This is a genomic window from Rhodopirellula sp. J20-39 (assembly GCF_057365095.1).
This window is the reverse complement of sequence record NZ_CP195123.1, coordinates 4,153,714-4,172,856: the sequence shown is the minus strand read 5'-3', so window position 1 is coordinate 4,172,856 and position 19,143 is coordinate 4,153,714. Positions and strand designations below refer to the sequence as shown.

Below are 19,143 nucleotides of genomic sequence, written 5' to 3'. Positions count from 1 at the left end.
GTTAGCTTTTGTAATGAAATGGAGTCGCTAAGCGACTGAATGATGGGGTGTTGAGTTTGGGCTGCTTGCAAGCCACGGGAACTTGCAATCAGCAACGAGGAAGGCGTTAACTTTCCAAAGCTTCGACGCCGCCAATGATCTCCATGATCTCGCCAGTAATCTGGCTTTGACGGGCTCGGTTGTAGGTCATCGAAAGTTGCTTGATCATGTCGCCAGCACTTTCGGTCGCTCCCTTCATCGCAATCATTCGAGCAACTTGCTCGCTGACCGCTGCGTCAAGGAAACACTTGAACAATTTGACTTTGAAGCTGGTCGGCACGACCTCTTCCAAAATCGATTCAGCCGAAGGCAGAAACTCGTACTCAGAGCCTGAATCACCGTCAGCCGATCCGGCACCCGTTTGATCAGAATCTTCAGCGAGCGAACCGAGCGGCAGCAACGTTTCGATCGTTGCAACTTGGTTCGAGGTGCTGATAAAACGAGTGTAGATCACATCCAAACGATCAATCTCGCCAGTGATGTACTGTGCCAGATAGCCTTCAGCAATCTTTTCGACTTCGTCGTAGGCTGGTTGATCTTCGAACTGTTGAAAGCCAGCTTCGATCGGAACACCACGGAACTTCATTCCGTTGATACCGCGTTTTCCACTGACATCGACGGCAACGTTAGGAATCTCTTCCTTGAGTTGCTTGATTTGAGGCAACGCCGTTCGCAGGATCGAGGCGTTGTAGCCTCCACACAAACCCCGGTTGCTCGAAAGTACGAGAACCCGAGCTGAGTTCGTTTTCTCGCGTTGCTCAAGCAGTGGGTGTTGGACATCCGTGCCAGCAGCGGCAAGACGTCCTACGATTTTGGTGATTTGGTCCGTATAGGCGGTGGCTGCCGCGGCGCGGTCCATCGCCTTTTTGTAGCGAGCGGTCGCAATCAATTCCATCGTTCGCGTGATCTTGCGAATGTTGCGAATCGACTTGCGTCGTTTATCAAGGGCGCGTGCGTTGGCCATAAGTTAGTTCCGCCTTTCTTAATTAAACCGTTGCGGCGGGCTTGTAGCTCGACTTGAATTCCTTGATCGCCGAGACGATACGCTCGACGTTCTCGTCCGACAATTCTGGCTTCGCCGTCATGTCGTTCACCAACGAGGAATGCTTGTCGTTGAAGAACTGAAGCATGTCCTTTTCGAAGGCTTGAACTTGCTTGACCGGTACATCATCGAGGTAGCCGTTCGTACCGGCATAGATCGAGATGACCTGTTCGGCAACCGAAAGCGGTTGGTATTGAGGCTGTTTGAGCAATTCAACCATGCGGTAACCGCGATCCAGTTCCGCTTGTGTCGCTGGATCCAAGTCGGTACCAAGCTGAGCAAACGCTTCCAAAGCACGGAAGGCTGCGAGTTGCAAACGCAAACCGCCTGAAACCTTCTTCATGGCTTTGGTTTGAGCGGCACCACCCACGCGGGAAACACTGATCCCCGGGTTCATCGCCGGGCGAACACCCGAGAAGAACAGGTCAGGTTGCACGTAAATCTGGCCGTCGGTGATCGAAATCACGTTGGTTGGAATGTAAGCGGAGACTTCACCTTCCAGCGTTTCGATGATCGGCAGGCTGGTGATACTACCACCGCCCAGTTCATCGGAAAGCTTCGACGAACGCTCAAGCAAACGACTGTGACAGTAGAACACGTCACCAGGGTACGCTTCACGTCCAGGTGGACGACGCATCAACAAAGACATCTGACGGTAGGCGACGGCTTGCTTGGACAAATCGTCATAAGCGATCAAGGCGTGACCGCCATTGAACATGAAGTGCTCAGCCATGGCCGTACCGGCATAGGGAGCGATGTATTGCAATGGGGCCGGAGCCGATGCACCCGCCGCAATCACGGTGGTGTATTCCATCGCACCGTGGCGTTCGAGAACGTCGACCACACTCGCAACAGCGGAGTCCTTTTGGCCGATCGCAATGTAGAAGCACTTCACGCCTTGACCCTTTTGGTTCAGGATCGCGTCGATGGCGATAGCGGTCTTACCGGTCTTTCGGTCACCAATAATCAGTTCGCGTTGACCGCGTCCGATTGGCGTCATCGCATCGATAGCTTTGATGCCGGTTTGCAGCGGTTCGGTAACCGGCTTACGTTCGGCAACACCCGTCGCGATGATTTCAACCGGACGAGTGATGTCCGTTTGAACCGGGCCTTTACCATCGAGCGGGTTGCCCAGTGGATCGAGAACTCGTCCGATGACAGCGTCACCAGCGGGAACTGAAAGCAGTGTGCCAAGAGCCTTGACTTCGTCGCCTTCCTGGATCGTCAGGTAGTCACCAAGAATGATGACACCGACGCTGTTTTCTTCCAGGTTGAAGGCCAGCCCGATAGCGCCGTTAGGGAACTCGACCATTTCACCGGCCATCACACCCGAAAGTCCATAGACCCGAGCGATCCCGTCACCGACTTCCAAGACCGTACCGACTTCGCGGACGTCAATCTTGTTATCGAACTGTTCGATTTCGGCTTGAAGGACCGATGCGATCTCGTCGCTGTTGAATTTCACTGGACCGTACCGTTATTTCAAAAAGAACGCTTGAATGAGGTTAGTAGGTCAGTCGGATTCGCTTCAGACTGACCGGAGTTGTTTTAGGTTATGAGTTGCTGAATTGCTCGGATTTCTGAAGCAACTGCCGAGCAAATCCGGCTGCAGAGGCTTTCCCGAGCTTATCCAGACGGCTGGCGACGGACGAGTCATAGACGGTATCGCCCACTCGTACGACCATGCCACCGATCACTGATTCATCAACAACCTCATTCAGTCGGACGTACTTGCCGAATTGCTGAGCCAGTTGATTGATCACTTGGTTGCGGACGTCGTCGGTCATCGGCACTGCCGTTTTGACTTCTGCCAACATGCGGCCGCTCATTTCGTCGTGCAGCAAAATGGCACTGTCCCGAACGACAGCAACATGGCCAAGCCGATCTCGGTTCGCCATCATCTTGAGGAAGCGGACCAATGTCGGATGAGCGTCGCCCATCAGTTGATCGATCACGCGTGCTTTTTCGTTAGCGTCCACTCGAGGACTCGCAAACGCCAGACGCAACGGCTCACTGTTGGCCAAACCTTGGTCGCACAACTGATTCAGTTGGTCCAATACTTGGTCGGTGGAGCCTTCCGCTTCGGTCGCACCCAGTAATGCTCGGGCGTATATCTTACCGAGTTGTTCGGCACCGACATCGAGCACGGAGGATTGGGGAGCGGGTTCTGACACTTCAGGATTCTCAGGGGATGAGCGACGAAACAGATTGAAAATTGATCGAGCTTTGGAAAGCCTGCTAGGCATTGCAACGGAAAACTAGTTTTGACTAGGTAGCCGTTCCATCGCCTGCTTGATTAGCTCAGCGTGATCGTTCGGAGAAAGTTCACGACCGACGATACTGCGAGCAACTTGCATCGCCATATCGGAGGTTCGGCTGGCAATTTCAGCCATGGCGACCTTCTTCGCATTCTCGATATCCGCCACCGCTCGCTCACGCTGTGCGGCAGCTTCCGCTTTCGCTTGGTCGACGATCTTTTGGCCACTTGCTTCGGCATCAGTACGAGCTTCGGCAAGCATCTTTTGCACTTGGGTTGCAGCTTCGTCCAGCTTGCCCTGATACCCAGCCAAAATGGCCTGGGCCTCAGTGTTCGCTTTCTCAGCGGATTCCAAGTCTTCGCGAATACGTTCTTCGCGAGCTTGCAAACCACCCAACACATTGGGCCATACGAAGATCGACAAGACCAGCAAAACGCTGACGAAGATCAACAGGTTCCAAAATGCTGCACCGAAATCAAAGGAAAGAAGAGGAGTCTTCTCGTGATTGCTGTGCGTGTCATGACCGTCAGCTTCGTGATGGACGTCGTCCAATCCACTGTCGGTGAGCACGACTTCTTCCGTCGCTTCCGAATCACCATGGATCACTTCGGCCTGGGCCAAAACAACGGTCGGTGACACAGCCATCGAGACGGCCACACCCGCAGTTGCCACGAAAGGCAAACACAGGCAGGAGGACAAACACAGAGCGAGCAAACGTTTCATCAATCCACTTCGGTGAAAGACGGAGTGCGGGGGATCTTTACAAAATTGACGGACCGCCAAAACCTGGCGGAGTCAATAACGAACTCGAACCTAGCCTCGGCAGAGCAAGATAAATACGAGAGCGATAACCGTAGCACCTTCGATCAGAGCCGCAGCGATAATCATCGCGGTTTGAATGCGTCCACCGGCTTCTGGCTGGCGAGACATCGCTTCAACCGCGCTTCCGCCGATGCGACCGATACCGAGAGCGGCACCGACGATGATCAAACCAATACCGATACCAAGACCCATGCGGCCGAAGTCGTTTGAGACTGCCTGGGCCAACATCATTGCCATTTCCAACATCTAAATAGGCTCCGTAAATTTTTGAGCGTTGAACGTTTTGAGCGTTAACAAGGGAGAGGAACAGAGTGATTTGTCAAGGCGGAAAGCTTAGTCAAGTGACCTGCCTTCCGTCGACAGGGGCAAGCCAAACAAAATGGCTTGCGAAGTTGTTTTTTCAAGTCCAAAATCGGTTTGCGACAATAAGTCGCGTTGGGCAACTTAGGCACCCGCGGGATGGCTTGCACCAACCGCTGGGCTGATGCGGCCCGGATCAAAAATCTTGTCAGGATCCATCTGTCCGGCGTCTTCCAAAGCATGCGGATCATCATCAAGATGCTCGTCATGTTCGTGGACAGCCATCGAAGCGATGAACAGGACTGTCAAGAAGGTGAAGATGAACGCTTGCAGACAGCAAACGAACAACTCCAAGAGTGTCAGGCCGGTACTAACCAACACCACTGGGATACTGACCGCATATGCGGTGGAATCTCCAGCGGATCGGGCTGCGAAGATCAGTCCAACGAACGCGGCAAGCACCAAGTGCCCCGCCATCATCGTTCCGAAAAGTCGCATGGCCAACACGAAGCACTTAATCAAAAGAGAAAGCACCTCGAGAACGTAAAGCAGCAGGGCGATCGGAAGCATTGCAATGCCGCCGTCCCAGCCGATTGGATTGAAGTGATTCAGGAAGTCTTTCAAGCTGGTTTCGCGAATCCCGATGAACACGATTGCGAAAAGCGAGGTGAACGCCAACACGCCGGTCAGCGAAAGGTTCCCGGTCGCACTACCACCCCAGTGAGAATATTGGGTGTCACCGGTGATCATCTGCAGGATGTATCCAAACGGGATCACACCCATGATGTTGGCGAACAGGATGAAGAAGAAAACGGTCCAGACATAGTAGATGTACTTGTCGGTCAGTCCCTTCAGGTTGGGGTAAGCAACCTCATCGCGAATGAACGCACAAATGGTTTCGAACAGTTGCGACAGACGACCGCGGGTTTGATACCGGCCCAAGCCCTCGCCGTGATAGATGCTGATCTTTCGTGAGCACAGCAGCCCGACCACGATTAGACAGAACGCGACGAACGCGGACATCATCAAGTGGTTGGTGATGAAGAACTCGTAGTAACCTTCGCGGATGCCCAACGCAGACGAACTGGATTCCGCGCCACCACCGGTCGGAATTCGCAAGAGCGGCGAATCGTGCAAGGCGTGCGGGATCGCGTGATCGGTTGGATCGTGACCGGCGGCCAGCAAGCCAGGCAATGCGAGAAGGTTCATCATTTTAAGAGAACGTGTCTACGTTTTAATATTGAATGTCAATGCGATCACCTCGACCAATAATAGGTACAAATGCCAGCACAAAATCCATGCAGCGATTTGCAGAGCAATGGTCGTTTCCGGTGAAGCATCCAAGTAATAACTGCTTGCCAAAAACAAAGCAACTGTCCCAACGAGCCGAATCGACATTCCGACCAAAAATGCGTTCCCTAGCCGCTCAAACGCGTACTTCCGCGACAAATCGCCGCTATCGTCAGCGTCCTCCAGATCTACCGAATCTTCCGTTTGTTCAGCCGCCGCCGATTCGGCAGGATCTTGCGGCACGATTGGTGATGGAGAATCCGTTGAATCGGGATCCGGCGTATCGAGGTCAGTCGACTCGGTCGCCTCAGGCACGCCGATCGCAAACCCAGGCATGATCGCCATCGTCGATACCGCCCCGCTGGCCAGCGAAATGGCCATCACATCGAGCATCTCCAACCCCAGCAACGGCTCCGGCTGAATCGCCCAGGCAACGGCGACCACGACAATCATCGCCGCCCACCAGAACGCGATCACGATCCAGTAGGTTCTGCGGTAGGGATAAGAATGGGGCGACGACATACTCGCATCCTAACATTCCCACACGCAATTCCGAAGTTGGGCAAAAGACGCGAAGCCGGAATCGAGCCAGCACTAATTAACAGCGAAACGGCGAAAGCCACCCGCTAAAGCGAAGCCGGATGACTTTTGTTCAACTTCGACTCAGGAAAAATGTCCGTGCAGGAACCATTGTTGGTTGGGGGTGGTGGAAGCCAAATCGTGATAGATCCATACGCGGCCTCCGTCTTGCAATTCGACTCGGTAGTAGTCGCGGCGGATTAGTGGGCCGTTCCACCACCGGGTTTCGATTCTCTCGGGGCCCCATTGGCGATGGACGCGTCGGTTTCGACCGCGGATTCGAAAGGCGCCGGGAAAAGACGCCTCTGGTGAGCAAGTCGACTCATCTTCTTCGGGCTCCGCCGAAAAGCTCGCGATGGCGAGCGGTTGTTTGAGCAACTCCAATGGGCGGCGTCCTAAATCGGTCGTCCGCGGCCCGCTCGAGATTCCAAACTGACGGTGAGTGGGCTTGGCTTTGGCGGTTGATCTTGCCCGGTGCGATGACATGGGGAAATCGACAATCGCACTTTCGGGCAAAGGGTCGTCGCCGACCCGGACGCCACGCACTCGGTCTTCGCCCAGTCGTCCCGATAAAGCGTCGATCAACCGGGCCGCGTCGGTTTGACGAGTCCAATCATCGTGGTGTGCTGTCTCAAAGTCGGGGCCGAAGATCGAAGGCTGGCGACTGCTGAGCGGTGCGTGCTGGACCACGTGAATCGTGATCGAGACGATTTTGGACGCCAATCGCTGTGTTTCAAACGCCCCCAACATCAATTGTTGCAAATGCGATTGATCCAGAGTCGGCGCAAACAACGCCGATTCCAGAACCACCGGTGGTGACTCGGTAAACTGCAACTGGCACTGCAGCCGCAGCACGCCTCGGTGCAACGCGTGGAGCGCCGTGGTAGCTTGATCGATTAGCTTGGTTAGCCGATCGGCGATGATGTCCATCGCATCGGTGGGATATTCCATTTGAAGGCATGCGGTGTGATCCGATGGGGCGTCCATGGCCAAGATCGATTCGTCGCGTTCGCCAATTGCTTGAGCGATGCGGTCGCATAGGCCCATCCCTAAACGTGTCGCGAGCCCTTCGCGAGGAAGCCGCAACAGCATGTCAACTGTTTCAACACCAAGTCGGCTGAGCGTGGCGATTGTATCCGGTGAAAGCCGCAAGGCCTCCGGCGGCAATGTCTTCAATGCATCGACCGTTCGTCCGGGCGGTGCGATAAAGAAACTGTTCCCTGATCGCTGGGACTCTGATCGATGCGACCCTCGCCGAGACTTTGGTTGCCGCGGGCTGTGTCTTGCTCGAGCTGTGTTGGCCAGTGCCCATGCCGCGCCGAGCGTGTCGGCGATCGCCAAACGGGCGTGATAGCCGTAGTCCCTTAACCGCAACGCCGTTGCCGCAAGCAGGTGCGTTTCGTCTTCGAATAGGTGAGTCACACCCTGAATTTCCGAAACGATGGCCTCGGGATCATGACGATGGCGACCATGCCACTTGAACCGCTGCAGAGTTTCGATCGCAGTTTGCGGACTGATGTGAGCTTGTAGATCCAGTGCGAGCCGATACAAGGCTTGCCGGTCCGCGTCGCGGTCGTGCTCTTCAAAAACGGCACTGGTCATTGCCGCCAAGTCAGCAGCTTGGGCGACCGGCATGCCTAACCGGACGCCTGCGTTTCGAGCATGCTCGCACACGGCCGCGACGACTCGTCCTCGCCTTGGATCGGCGTGCCACAGAACAACGGGAATTGGATTCGCGGGAACTGGAGCGGTTGCTGGTTCAAGCGTTGAATTCAGTTCCGCTGTACAAGCTTTGAGGCAACCTTCTGGGCCATCTTCGGCACAAGCTTCCGTCCGATGCGATTGAGAATCCGTGTTTTCAGATGCCGATTCCGGGTCAAACGCATCAGCCGGTGCGTCGCTGCGGAGTTGACTGGCCGTTGGCTGTTGAGCGAGCCGACGTTGGATGGGCCAGTCGGGCAGCCAAAGACACAGCAATCGCTTCGGCACGCGAGGCTTCAGCAAGGGCTGCTGCTGGTCGTTGATGGCCAGGTTGCTGTGGCGATGTTGCGGGACGCTGGGCGGCATGGCGAGCGTCCTGTGTCTGTCGAGGAGGCTGGGTGGCTTGGTTCGAATGGGTTGATGCTGACGAAGCGACGTCGCTGGTCAGTGTTTGCAAACGTGCATCATGCGTGATCGCAAAAGCGGCGTGCTGGTTTCCGTTCAGCCTAACCCGAACAGTCCGGGCGTCCATGGTGGGGCGAGTGAACATTGATGAACGCGCAAACGTTGTCGGGACAGATGCCGAACGGCCGTCCGCAGGATCTGCGGTCCGTTGTGGCACGACTTCAAAACGATTGGGGGCAAAAGACGGCCGGTTCGCCGAGGACGAAGGCAGTGTCAGCAAGCCTGGCGTGCGTCCTTGTTCGGCGGCCAATTGCAATCGACGTGCGTCGCGGTCGTTCAAGTGCCAAGGCAACATCGACCAAACCGCAGCAACGGCGTGACAGCGTAGAGCTTGATCGAGCGTCCACACGCAATCGCGTTGGTTGTCGCACCGACACCACACAATCCGCTCCGCAGGAATACCGCACGCAATGGCACCGGCGGCATAAAAGTTTTCGTTGGGGTCGACCACAATGACCGGTCCGCTCTGATCCGTGATCGCCTGGGCGGTCGCCAACATCGCCAGCGTTCCGGCCGCTCCCGCGTCGCCGGTTCGTCCGGCATTGCCCACGCAAACCCATTCACATATTTGGCCGCGTTTCAAACCGCCACCGGGCAACCAGCTATCAAGCGTGGCCGAACCCGTGGAAAAAATTTCAGCGGTGTCCATCGTCGGACTGGACGAGATCGCGGCGGCTCGGTTTCGCAGATCGGCCATCAGCGATTCTCGCTGCGTCGTGCCGGTTATTGTGCCGGCTGACGTGCCGGTTGTCGTTGCGGGCGAGGTGTCGGCAACAAGATATGCCGATGGTGACGAAGGCGATGGCACAAAAGGCGGCGAAGCAGCCCGGCGGAGGGTTGCCACCGTGACATCAGCCCATCGCTGTGTACGCTTAGACTTACGTTTGGTACCAGAAACCTTGGACGTGGAGTGCTGGGTTTCGGCTTTCGCCGGAAGATTGGCTTCGGACAATTCGGCGGATTGCCAGAACTCGAACGTCTGCTGTTGCGATGGGACGGTCGAGGTCGTTTTGGGCATAATCCTTGCCTGAAGCTGCGTTTCGAGAAGTCGGGTGCTGCTCGGAGTGCCAGTGGTTCTGGTTGTCAGTCGTACTGGGGCCCAACCCTTTCCGCCGCTGCGGAATAAGATGAAGGCTTATTATGCCGGCAACGCCATTTGCTAGCAAATCAATTTTTGTTGGAGTTCGTCAGTTCAATGTTGCAGAAAATCCGCTATTTCTTGTTCTTGGTGGCCGTTTTGGTCATCATCGTGGTCGCGTTCCAAAACCATCATGCGGTGGACATTGAGGTTCTGACGTTCAGCGGTCAGTACCCTTTGACTCTGTTGATTTTGGCCACCGCGGTGATCAGTTTCGTGTTGGGATCGATCATGACGGCTTGGCGAATTCGCAAAAAAGAACGAGCCAAGGCCCGCCAACAGCAAGCCGACGCCAAACAGACCGCCGGTAAAGCGGCACCGTCGAAAAAGCCCACGCCGGCCCAATCCGAGGAACCGTCACCACTGGAGAGGTAACGGAAAACGTCAAGATTCGCGTTCCGAAGCCTCCGTCTTTCTGGATCGGACGGAATCACGAGGCGACGTGAACTTGCGAGCCCTTGTCCGCAAACCCAACCATGGCGGACTTCTTTTCTTGATGGGCGGCCCGTCGACGAGCGACTAGATCGTGTCGCTCCAAAACCAGTTGTGCCAGCTCGCCGATTGACTGGACCGGACGACTGCGACGACGTTTTTGAGCCTCCAGTTGGTCACGGCCTTGGCGGATCAAACCAGCCAATTTCATCAAGGTGTCCTGCTCGTTTGCTGGCAAATCGGTGCGAGGGGTTGCTTCCGCTGTTTGAGTCGTCAGTGTTTTTTCCAAGCCGCGAGCCTGTTGGGAAGCACGGTTCGCACGGGAGGATCTGGTTTTCTGAGCGGAACGGGGCTTCTGGGGGGCAACCGGGGCGGTGACGCAAACGGGAATGTCGGTGAAGAGCGATAATTGAGTCATCGGAAAGTCCTCGCGAAAAGAGTGCACCCAGGGGTGACGTTTCAACTGAGACCATTCTTCGCGAGCACAGTGACACGTTTGGTCACGCGTCCAAACGTTTTCTTTCCGCGAACCGAAGTTGCGGTTATTCGGGATATGCGGAATGTAGATAGCGGCTGTCCACTAAACTGGTTGGGGGGTATACTCTTTTGTGGAACAAACCAGTCGTCGAACTAGTCTGACAACGAGGGGGTCTTGGCTTCCTCAGGGCCTTGCAAGATTTCTCGCCCCAGCTATTCGACGGAAAATTGATCCAGTGTCTTTACATCCAATCACCAGCGGTCATTCGACTAATCTTGATGGAACGGGACATGGCACGGACTTAACTCACTCGATTCTGCACCCCGCACGTTCAACCTCCAGCCGAAACACGCTTTTGCCAAGCGAAGCAACCAAACCTGAAGATCCCGCAAACAGCGACTCCTCGATCGTTGCTTCTGTAGCGGGTGACGCGCGCAATGATCATGCGTGCTCAAGTGAAGTAGACACCGACTGCACTGTGGATCATTCGAGTTGTCCAAAAGCTTCGTCGCCGGTCCCGTCGCGAAGATTCAAACGCCTAACACCCTACGGCAGCCACTATCTGTTCACGGCATTGGTCGTGACGTTCCAAACGGTGGCAATCGCTGGTGCCGTTGCGATTCCATTCACATTGCTCTTGAACGTGGTCGCAAAGAGCTTGGGGTATGAGGTTCGCCCTAATCTCCAGGTCACCTTGGTCATTTTTGGTGGACTAGCCGGTTCACTCGTCGTGCTCCATCGTGGCCATGCCATGCGAACGCTCGGAATCCGGCGTCTGGACATGCGTCCCCGATTGTGGAAACGATGTTTATGGATGCCCAGCATTGCTCATCAATTGAAACAACTGCGAATCTTCTCCGCAGTCTGTATCGCGCTGCCGCTCATCTCGCTGGTAACCCACAACTATCTGTTGTACGGAACAAGCGAGGTCGTTGATGCACGAACTTCGCTGCCGTTCTTGTTTGGTTGGCTGGCGTTCATGTTGGGTGGCGTGACCATCTATGCAAGTGCGGTCTCTTGTTTGCGTGACTTCCGGTCCCGAGCAATCCGCAACAGCTTACGTTTCCATCACCGCGGTGTCGCGTTACGCAGCTTTATTGCGGAGTTTGACAGTTCGCTGCGTTCGATCTACGAATCATGTTCCTTGAGTCGTCGTATTTCACTTGCCCACCGGACCGTGTTCACAACCAGTGTGGCGGCTTTCTCGCTGGCCGGTTGCTTGGCCGCGTACATCCAGTCCGATGCCTATCTCGGCGAGATGCTATCAGCTGTTTCCGTAATCGGAATCCTGGTCATCCTGCCTACCAAAAGTCGGCTAGTGAAGTGGTGCTCTGAACTACTCGACCCGTTCTGCAAACCGTCCGAAGAAGAATACGAAATCTATTCTTAGGTCGTCTGCGGCGAGTGAACAACGCGGACGAATTGGTTTGCGTTACGGTGAGATTCGGCGGAACCTGAGTGCATGGCAGGTAAGGTTCAACGCAAAGTCGCAAGGGCGCTAAGACGCTAAGCAGAGTGATGCGAAGCAGTGAGAGTTCCACTCATATGCCTTGCGTCTTAGCGACGTGCCGTCCTTACGTAGCGTCAAGCACATCAATTTTGGCAGGCTGTCCAACTCAGATTCATTTCAACTTTTGCCATTGTCCAGTGAATCCCAATGGCGAATTGATTGAAAACGCTTAACAAGAGTGAGATGCACGATTAAGTCAATGCCGAGCGGCTTTGAACGATGCGTTTTGGACTGAGCATCATTGAAAGCCCCACACCTGGTTTTAGTCTTCCGTAGGAGGAGTTCCAGTAGGGATTGGTTTGCCGTGGGGGTCGGTTGAAGGCGAATCGGTTTGGGCGTCGAGCTGTTGTTGCAGATCGCGGTCGGTGAAGTGTTCTAGCTTGTCAGCGGTTTGATGAAGTCGCTCGGCGCCGACATCAACTTTGGTGACTAGATACTGTTCCCACAAACGGTGTGACCGCACGATCGTTTCCGCTTCCTCACGACCGGTATGTGTCAATCGAGGCAAGTACGCATCATCGGTCAGCGATGAAGAATGCCCTGGATTGGGTGAAAGTGGTTCCACTCGGCCCCGCCACTGATGGAATCGGATCGCCCATCGCGCGGCGAACGGTCGGGTGAGCAAAGTGTCGGCGACCCAATCGATTGCCGGGGTCCCAGCAACATCGACCGGCGCGACAACCGCCGAGACACTCTCGCCGACTTCGGTCTCCTCTAGCCGATAAAGCAGCGTCAAAACGTCATCGGCGAGGATAGACCAACGCAGCCATTGTTGGCGAACCCAGCGTGGAAGCATCCCTTGTTGGGGAGCAAACAAGAACGCCAAAAGAAACGCGCAGCCGGCGGTAACGCTCATCATCCCGGCGGTGGTGGTACTGCGGAAGCCAAACCATGTCGGCACTTCCACCGCGGCGATGTGCCCCACAACCGCGGATCCGGCGCCAATCAAGCAGGCCAAACACAGCATCCAGCCCAGCCGATTGGTCAACAGGTAGGCTGTCGCCGGTGGCACGATTAACATCGCGACGACCAAGATGTTTCCGACGCTTTCAAAGCACGCTACTGCGGTGACCGCGACCAATGTCATCAGGACGTAGTGGATCGCGGTGGCTGAAAATCCGCTCGCCGTTGCCAATGCTGGATCAAACGTTGCGATCTTCAATTCTTTAAAGAACAGCACCACACAGACCGCATTGATAAACGTCACAATCGAAAGGACGAAAACAACACGAGGCATTTGGAACGAATAACCCATTGGCAGCGTGATGGTCCACTGATCCCAAGGGGTTTGTTCGATCGCCCCATACAGAACGCAACCAGGATCCAGGTCCACGCGATCTGCAGCAATCACGATCATCAGCAGGCCACCGGCAAACAACGTTGTGAATACGACGCCCATGGACGCCCCTTCATCGACCTGCCCCCGCCGGTGAATCCAATCCGTCAGCACGGCGGTCAGGATGCCAACCAGGACGGCACCGACAAACATCCAAACACTGCTGCGTGAACCGGAGATCAGAAACGCAGCAGCAAGACCAGGCAAAACCGCATGAGAAATCGCATCGCCTAGCAAACTCATCTTCCGGAGCAACAGAAAGCACCCCAGCAACGATGACGCGACGGCACAAAGCACCCCAGCCAGGATGATCCATCCATCGAGTTGCCAATTCCAAGAGAACGCGAGCAGGCATGCAGAACTCAAACGAGTCAGCGGCTCCAATTGCGGATCACTGATCATGCGGGCGACTCCGCTTCCGACAGAGTCTCGCCAGCGTGCGGGTCCTCGGGCATTCGAGAACGGCCTAATTCAGCGTCCAGCAAGGTTTCCAGTTCCGCAACGATTTCGGGTTCCAAGACGTGCTCGATCGCATCGGCGTCACGGTCAACTCGCTGCGGCGCGATATCCGCATGATGGATTAGATACAACTCCCACAACCGGTGACGACGCGTCAAACGCTTCGCTTCCGCGGTGCCATTGGGCGTGAGCGCGAACTCCATGCGTGAAATGTTTTCGGTGATCCAACCTTCCCCGGCAGCTTGAAATAACATCCGTCGCAATCGCTTGGGCGTCCAACTACGCCGCTGCAATAGCTCATCAAACGGCACCGACACACGTGAGCTATCGCCTTCGAACATCTCGAACAGCTCACGCAGCAAGTGCTGATGATCGATGCTTTCGTTCAGCTTTCGCCGTCGCCACCAGCGGATCAGCCAACCGCGTCGTGTACCAACGAACAAGCTGATCAGGAATCCGCCGCCGGCCGCGAGCACGATCATTGCGCCGCTGGGTAACCGAGGCAGCATGGCACTGACCGATGCGCCTACCAAACATCCGACCATTCCAAAGACCGACGCAATCATCATCATGACGACCAAACGGTCCGTCCAAAAACGTGCCGATGCAGCGGGGATGACTAGCAAAGCGATCACCAAAACCAATCCGACCGCCTGCAGCCCCACGATCGTCACGACAACCACGACGCCCATGAGGACCGCGTCGAGCAAAAGAACTGGGTAGCCGCGAGCACCGGCGAACGCTTCATCAAAACACAGCAGCTTGAACTCTTTCAGCAACGCCAAACAGACAACAACGCAGCCTGCCGAGGCCGCCGCGATCAGCCATGCATCACCCGCCGTCATGGTGGCGGTCTTGCCGTAGATAAAGGCTTCCAGTCCAGCAGCATGCCCGCTACTCATTTGCTGGATAATGCCCAGCAACGCGACGCCGGCCCCGAAAAACACGCTGAGAACGATGCCAAGGGCGGCGTCTTCTTTGATACGTGTGTTCCGGCGAATTGCCAAAATGGTCACGATTCCAAGCAATCCCGACACGGTCGCACCCGCCAGCAGAATCGGAAGAGATTTCCCGTCCAACCCGAGTGCGGTGGCGATCAAAAACGCGATCGCGATGCCTGGCAAAGCCGCGTGTGCCAATGCATCACCGACCAGGGCACGGCGTCTTAGAAGCGTCAAACATCCGACCAGTCCCGATGCAAAACCTAGCATCGCAGTTCCGAAAATCACCACTCGCGTGTTGTGGTCCTGCAGACTGATCACACGCCACAAATGATCGCTCAAATGCCACGCTCCCGACGACGCATGGCCTCGGTCGCCTCTTCCAGAAGCGTCAAACGGCCGCCGTACGTCTTTTGTAGATTCTCGTTCGTAAACACTTCTTCCGTCGGCCCCGCCGCGACGACTCGCATGTTCAGAAGCACGACATGATCAAAATAGTCCGGCACGCTTTGCAAATCGTGATGGATCACAACCGCCGTCTTCCCATCGGCTTGCATTTTCTTTAGCAGTTCGACGATCGCCGCTTCCGTCGCCGCATCGACGGCTGCCAGCGGTTCATCCATCAAATACAAATCCGCGTCCTGCACCAGGGCTCGTGCGAGGAACGTGCGTTGCTGTTGACCACCGGATAGTTGACTGATTTGCCGGTGCGCCAAATCCGCGATTCCAACGCGGGCGAGTGCTTCCCGGGCCGCGTCACGGTGCTTCTTTCGAAGCGGCATGCACCATCCCACCCGGCGGTACAACCCCATCGCCACGACATCTAAAGCATCGACCGGAAAGTCCCAATCGACGCTTTCACGCTGGGGAACGTAACCCACGCGATGCATGGAATCGGCGTAGGGATGGCCGAACACCTCGACCCGTCCCGAGGCACGCGGAATCAAGTCCATGATCGCCTTCAGCAACGTGCTCTTTCCAGCACCGTTCGGGCCTACCACACCAACCAACTTGCCTTCCGGAATATCGAACTCGACATCCCAGATCACAGGTTTGCGATGATAGGCGACGGTTAGGTCGTCGACGGAGAGAGCAGGCTTATTCAAGGAAATGAGTTTCTAGGTGCGGTGCTTTGATCGTACAGGACGAGGCGACGAGTCCCCGGCGAGACGTGGCCCCGATCGGACTCGTTGCCTCGTCCACTACGCGGATAGGAATCTAAAAAAGGTACCCGGCATGGGGCGGGCCTCAAGTTTGCCGCGGTCATCGCCTAAAAGTATGCTCGCCGTTCTACAGTTTACCTGAAAGACCGCCTGCGGGTGCCTTTCCGCCGAGAGCTTGGGTAACCGTCGTGATGTTATGGTCAATCATGCCGGGATAAGTCCCCTCGTATGTGCCGGCTGGCCCCGCCGCGTCGGAGAACAACTCGCCACCGATCCGCACTTCGTGACCTCGAGCCGCTGATCCCTCGATCAGGGCCTGGATACTCTTGGGTGAAACACTGCTTTCGATGAATACGGCTGGCACCTTCTGGTCCACCAGCAAGTCAACGAGCTCGTTCACGCGGCGCAGTCCGGCTTCGGAATCTGTCGAGATGCCTTGCACGCCCATCACCTTGATTCCGTACGCCCGACCGAGATAGCCGAATGCGTCGTGGGAAGTAATCAATATTCGTTGCGATTCGGGAATGGTTGCCAGCGTTGCTTTCGCGTACTCGTCTAAGGACTGGAGGCTGGTCTGGTAGTTGGTCGCGGCGGTTTGAAACTCCTCGGCATGTTCAGGCAACTGTTCGGCCAAGACATCGGCAACCACGTTGGCAGTTTTCGCCCAGAGTTGAACGTCGAACCAAACATGGGGATCCGGATGATGTTCGTCGCCCAACAGCTCCGCTGGGTCAAGCTGTTTCGTGACCGCGTGGACGGGTTTGGATTGGCCGACTTGGTCAAGCGTGTAGGTCATCTTCCCTTCCAATAACAAGCCAGAATAGAAAACCACGTCCGCATCCATGATCATCGCCACATCGTCACGGGAGGTCTTGTACAAGTGCGGATCAATCCCTGGACCGAGCATGACGGTCACGTTGATATGATCTCCTCCGACCGCTTGGACGACATCGCCAACCATCGCTGTGGTGGCGATGACGTTCAGCTTACCGGACTGGGACGCCGAGCCGGATGCTTGCCCCGATGCCTGACTCGATGGCGGTGGTGCACTGGACGGGCACCCTGTGATTACTAGTGCAACAAACAGGAAAGCGACGCGGCGAGATAGATGATTCAACAAAGCGTTTATCTGTCTTAGAGGTAAGTGGACGGATCAGACAACACGATTGATGTCGTATTTTCTCTTGGTTGGTTAGCCGGCTAGTTTTCGTTCGTTTCTTTCGAGGTCGATAGCCAGAATTCGATCGCTTGCCGATTGGATTCAAACGCCATCTCGTCCAGGATTTCTGGCCCAGGTACGCACCACTGAAAATGGTTCAGCTCCGAGGCCTGTAACACGACATTCGAATCATCTTCAACGCCACAGGTGTAAAACACATCAATCACGTCTGCGGTGATACCAGCGTACGCATACCGATTCGGTCCGGTCATCAGGTAAACCGGGTCTCGCACAACAAGCCGCGTCTCTTCCATCACCTCTCGAGCCAGTGCGGCTTCAACCATTTCGCCGCGATCGACGAAACCGCCCGGCAGCCCCCATTTCCCCTTACCTGGGGCTTTGGCTCGGCGAACCAGCAACAATTCATTGCGGGCGTTGGTGACGAGCCCGCCAACGGCCGCAACCGGGCCGAAGAAAAATGCAAAATGACAGGCGGTGCAGTGAAATGGCACCTCGCCAACTTTATCGCTGGCTGTCCCGCAACGGGGACAAAAGCGAAACGACTGCTCGATCGGCAAGTCGACCGACGAGAAGACGGTTGGCTCATCGCTCATGTCCATTCATCCTGGGAAGGTTCTAAACGTGCGACTGAGGAATCATGGAACTGGGCCGCCCGGATTACTCCGGCACTGTGAAAAGTCTCGCCCAATTTTTTAAGCTCGGCCACAGAGCTGATTACGCCCAATCCTAACTGCTCCACATCCGCGTCTTGCAATTCGCTGTATAGCAGGATTCGGTAATCGCTAAGCAGCGTGGCAAGCTTGCGAGCTAAGACCCGATCGACTTGCCAATCATCGAAATCATCCTCGGCCGTCAACACGACCGCGTCGGATCGTCGCTGCGGCAGCTCGCTGGTCCAAACCGGTGGCGCAGATTCATTCAGTCGTGACCAAATGACAATCGTACCGGCACCCTCGAGATGTCGGGCTGACGCGATTGCTGCACGAGCCACGTTCGGCCACGTTTGGGCTGACGCTTCCCCATCCAAAGCTGCGATGACCAGCGGAGCGGTCGGGCGGGTTTCGTTTTCGACAACCGCATGAAGCGTTTCTAGTTCATGACGTAGCGAATCAGGGGTCCCGGCCAGAATTCGGCCGACACTGCCCGCCGCATCGGACGAAACAACCATCACCAATTGAACGCCCAACAAGAAACCGACTTCGTTGATCGCGACCATCGAAGCGTCCACCGATGAAGGCTTCGCGGACGGCGATTCATCCGGATCCGCATCGATGTCTTGGAGCGAATTATCGTCGGTATCGGTATCCTCTTCGGCGTTCTCGTCCTTCGGAACTTCGGGACGTTCACCGCGTTGGTAACGGCGGATCGTGGATGCGTCGGCGAACATCGGGAACACGCCCGTTTTGTCCGCCCGCTCAATCGCGTCGGCGGCACGTGCTGAAAAGATTGGCAGTGTCAAATCAGCGTCGACCAAATCACGAGCCAAATACATGGGCTCTGCATCAGCATCCGCGGCCACGTATCGCAATTCGGAACGTTTCCGAGGTTCGTGCCGAGTCACTCGGATCGCTGGCGATGTGGACTTCGGTGGTGCCTCGTCGGTATCGGGATCGAAATTCTGAAACCGCTGCTGAAGTTGCGACAGCAAATCGTCCGAGGTTTCGGGCCACAGGACGACACTGATCCGTCCCACTTCGGCTTGCGTCAGTTTGTCGACCACGCCAGCGATGATCGCTTCGACGCTGGGGACGTACGGGTCAATCGCAAGGGCAACATGATCGCCGGGCACGATTGCGTCGGCGACGGCCGGAAAATCAACCGGCGCTTCCAGCGTTGCCGCTGCCAATGCCGCGATCGATTCCGGCGACGCGTCACGGGGTTGGCTGCGATATGAAATTGGCCCGGTAATCGACACCGGACTCATTTCCCACATCTCGCCAGCGACGGCGTGTCGGTAATCGGCCGCCCCGACGACAGGCAATGAAATGGATTTGGAATTCATGAGTTCAC

Annotated in this window: 18 protein-coding genes; 2 read left to right on the top strand and 16 right to left on the bottom strand. The window is 55.9% G+C overall.

All coding sequences use genetic code 11. From position 1 onward, the window contains the following. Window positions 1-106 precede the first annotated feature (106 nt). From atpG to ACR3ZL_RS15150, 9 genes are all read right to left on the bottom strand, one after another. Window positions 107-1,003 carry an ATP synthase F1 subunit gamma gene (gene atpG / locus ACR3ZL_RS15190; RefSeq protein WP_473652272.1) on the bottom strand — a complete coding sequence of 299 codons (897 nt, stop codon included), beginning with the start codon at window positions 1,001-1,003 and terminating at the stop codon, window positions 107-109. Between the two features lie 22 nt (window positions 1,004-1,025). Continuing rightward, window positions 1,026-2,546, bottom strand: coding sequence for a F0F1 ATP synthase subunit alpha (gene atpA, locus ACR3ZL_RS15185; protein ID WP_473652273.1), 1,521 nt, complete (start codon window positions 2,544-2,546; stop codon window positions 1,026-1,028). Between the two features lie 88 nt (window positions 2,547-2,634). Then, the gene (gene atpH / locus ACR3ZL_RS15180) at window positions 2,635-3,255 is read right to left on the bottom strand and encodes an ATP synthase F1 subunit delta (RefSeq protein WP_473652274.1); all 621 of its coding nucleotides are present in this window, start codon (window positions 3,253-3,255) and stop codon (window positions 2,635-2,637) included. Between the two features lie 84 nt (window positions 3,256-3,339). Continuing rightward, a complete protein-coding gene (locus tag ACR3ZL_RS15175) occupies window positions 3,340-4,062 on the bottom strand; it encodes a F0F1 ATP synthase subunit B (protein WP_473652275.1) in 723 nt (240 codons plus the stop codon). A 90-nt stretch (window positions 4,063-4,152) separates the two neighbouring features. Further along, the gene (atpE, locus tag ACR3ZL_RS15170; protein ID WP_283434463.1) at window positions 4,153-4,407 is read right to left on the bottom strand and encodes an ATP synthase F0 subunit C; all 255 of its coding nucleotides are present in this window, start codon (window positions 4,405-4,407) and stop codon (window positions 4,153-4,155) included. 198 nt (window positions 4,408-4,605) lie between these two features. Continuing rightward, window positions 4,606-5,673 carry a F0F1 ATP synthase subunit A gene (gene atpB, locus ACR3ZL_RS15165; RefSeq protein ID WP_473652276.1) on the bottom strand — a complete coding sequence of 356 codons (1,068 nt, stop codon included), beginning with the start codon at window positions 5,671-5,673 and terminating at the stop codon, window positions 4,606-4,608. Window positions 5,674-5,688: 15 nt separating this feature from the next. Beyond that, the gene (locus ACR3ZL_RS15160; protein WP_473652277.1) at window positions 5,689-6,273 is read right to left on the bottom strand and encodes a hypothetical protein; all 585 of its coding nucleotides are present in this window, start codon (window positions 6,271-6,273) and stop codon (window positions 5,689-5,691) included. Between the two features lie 141 nt (window positions 6,274-6,414). Next, window positions 6,415-8,319 carry a Y-family DNA polymerase gene (locus ACR3ZL_RS15155; RefSeq protein ID WP_473652278.1) on the bottom strand — a complete coding sequence of 635 codons (1,905 nt, stop codon included), beginning with the start codon at window positions 8,317-8,319 and terminating at the stop codon, window positions 6,415-6,417. Continuing rightward, window positions 8,216-9,514 carry an ImuA family protein gene (locus ACR3ZL_RS15150; RefSeq protein ID WP_473652279.1) on the bottom strand — a complete coding sequence of 433 codons (1,299 nt, stop codon included), beginning with the start codon at window positions 9,512-9,514 and terminating at the stop codon, window positions 8,216-8,218. The genes ACR3ZL_RS15155 and ACR3ZL_RS15150 overlap by 104 nt, the downstream gene beginning before the upstream one ends. Before the next feature lie 177 nt (window positions 9,515-9,691). Between ACR3ZL_RS15150 and ACR3ZL_RS15145 the strand changes: the two genes are divergently transcribed. Further along, window positions 9,692-10,009, top strand: a complete 318-nt coding sequence (locus tag ACR3ZL_RS15145) for a LapA family protein (RefSeq protein WP_473652280.1) — start codon at window positions 9,692-9,694, stop codon at window positions 10,007-10,009. Window positions 10,010-10,064: 55 nt separating this feature from the next. On the opposite strand, the gene ACR3ZL_RS15140 is transcribed toward ACR3ZL_RS15145, so the two are convergent. Next, window positions 10,065-10,484: a hypothetical protein gene (locus ACR3ZL_RS15140; RefSeq protein WP_473652281.1), complete on the bottom strand. Its 420-nt coding sequence runs from the start codon at window positions 10,482-10,484 to the stop codon at window positions 10,065-10,067. Between the two features lie 295 nt (window positions 10,485-10,779). On the opposite strand from ACR3ZL_RS15140, the gene ACR3ZL_RS15135 reads away from it, so the two are divergent. After that, a complete protein-coding gene (locus ACR3ZL_RS15135; protein ID WP_473652282.1) occupies window positions 10,780-11,934 on the top strand; it encodes a hypothetical protein in 1,155 nt (384 codons plus the stop codon). A gap of 382 nt (window positions 11,935-12,316) precedes the next feature. Here ACR3ZL_RS15135 and ACR3ZL_RS15130 read toward each other — a convergent pair whose 3' ends face one another. The 6 genes from ACR3ZL_RS15130 to ACR3ZL_RS15105 all read right to left on the bottom strand — a co-directional run bounded on the left by ACR3ZL_RS15130 (window position 12,317) and on the right by ACR3ZL_RS15105 (window position 19,135). Continuing rightward, window positions 12,317-13,792, bottom strand: coding sequence for a metal ABC transporter permease (locus tag ACR3ZL_RS15130; RefSeq protein ID WP_486172741.1), 1,476 nt, complete (start codon window positions 13,790-13,792; stop codon window positions 12,317-12,319). Further along, complete coding sequence (locus ACR3ZL_RS15125; RefSeq protein ID WP_473652284.1) at window positions 13,789-15,132, bottom strand: metal ABC transporter permease; 1,344 nt, start codon at window positions 15,130-15,132, stop codon at window positions 13,789-13,791. The genes ACR3ZL_RS15130 and ACR3ZL_RS15125 overlap by 4 nt, the downstream gene beginning before the upstream one ends. After that, complete coding sequence (locus tag ACR3ZL_RS15120) at window positions 15,129-15,896, bottom strand: metal ABC transporter ATP-binding protein (protein WP_473652285.1); 768 nt, start codon at window positions 15,894-15,896, stop codon at window positions 15,129-15,131. Before ACR3ZL_RS15120 ends, ACR3ZL_RS15125 begins: the two co-directional genes overlap by 4 nt. Before the next feature lie 184 nt (window positions 15,897-16,080). Then, window positions 16,081-17,070 carry a metal ABC transporter solute-binding protein, Zn/Mn family gene (locus ACR3ZL_RS15115; protein WP_486172740.1) on the bottom strand — a complete coding sequence of 330 codons (990 nt, stop codon included), beginning with the start codon at window positions 17,068-17,070 and terminating at the stop codon, window positions 16,081-16,083. A gap of 83 nt (window positions 17,071-17,153) precedes the next feature. Then, on the bottom strand, window positions 17,154-17,726 hold the full coding sequence (locus tag ACR3ZL_RS15110) for an NUDIX hydrolase (protein WP_473652287.1): 573 nt from the start codon (window positions 17,724-17,726) through the stop codon (window positions 17,154-17,156). Next, window positions 17,723-19,135, bottom strand: coding sequence for a transcriptional regulator (locus tag ACR3ZL_RS15105; protein WP_486172739.1), 1,413 nt, complete (start codon window positions 19,133-19,135; stop codon window positions 17,723-17,725). The genes ACR3ZL_RS15110 and ACR3ZL_RS15105 overlap by 4 nt, the downstream gene beginning before the upstream one ends. Window positions 19,136-19,143: the final 8 nt, after the last annotated feature.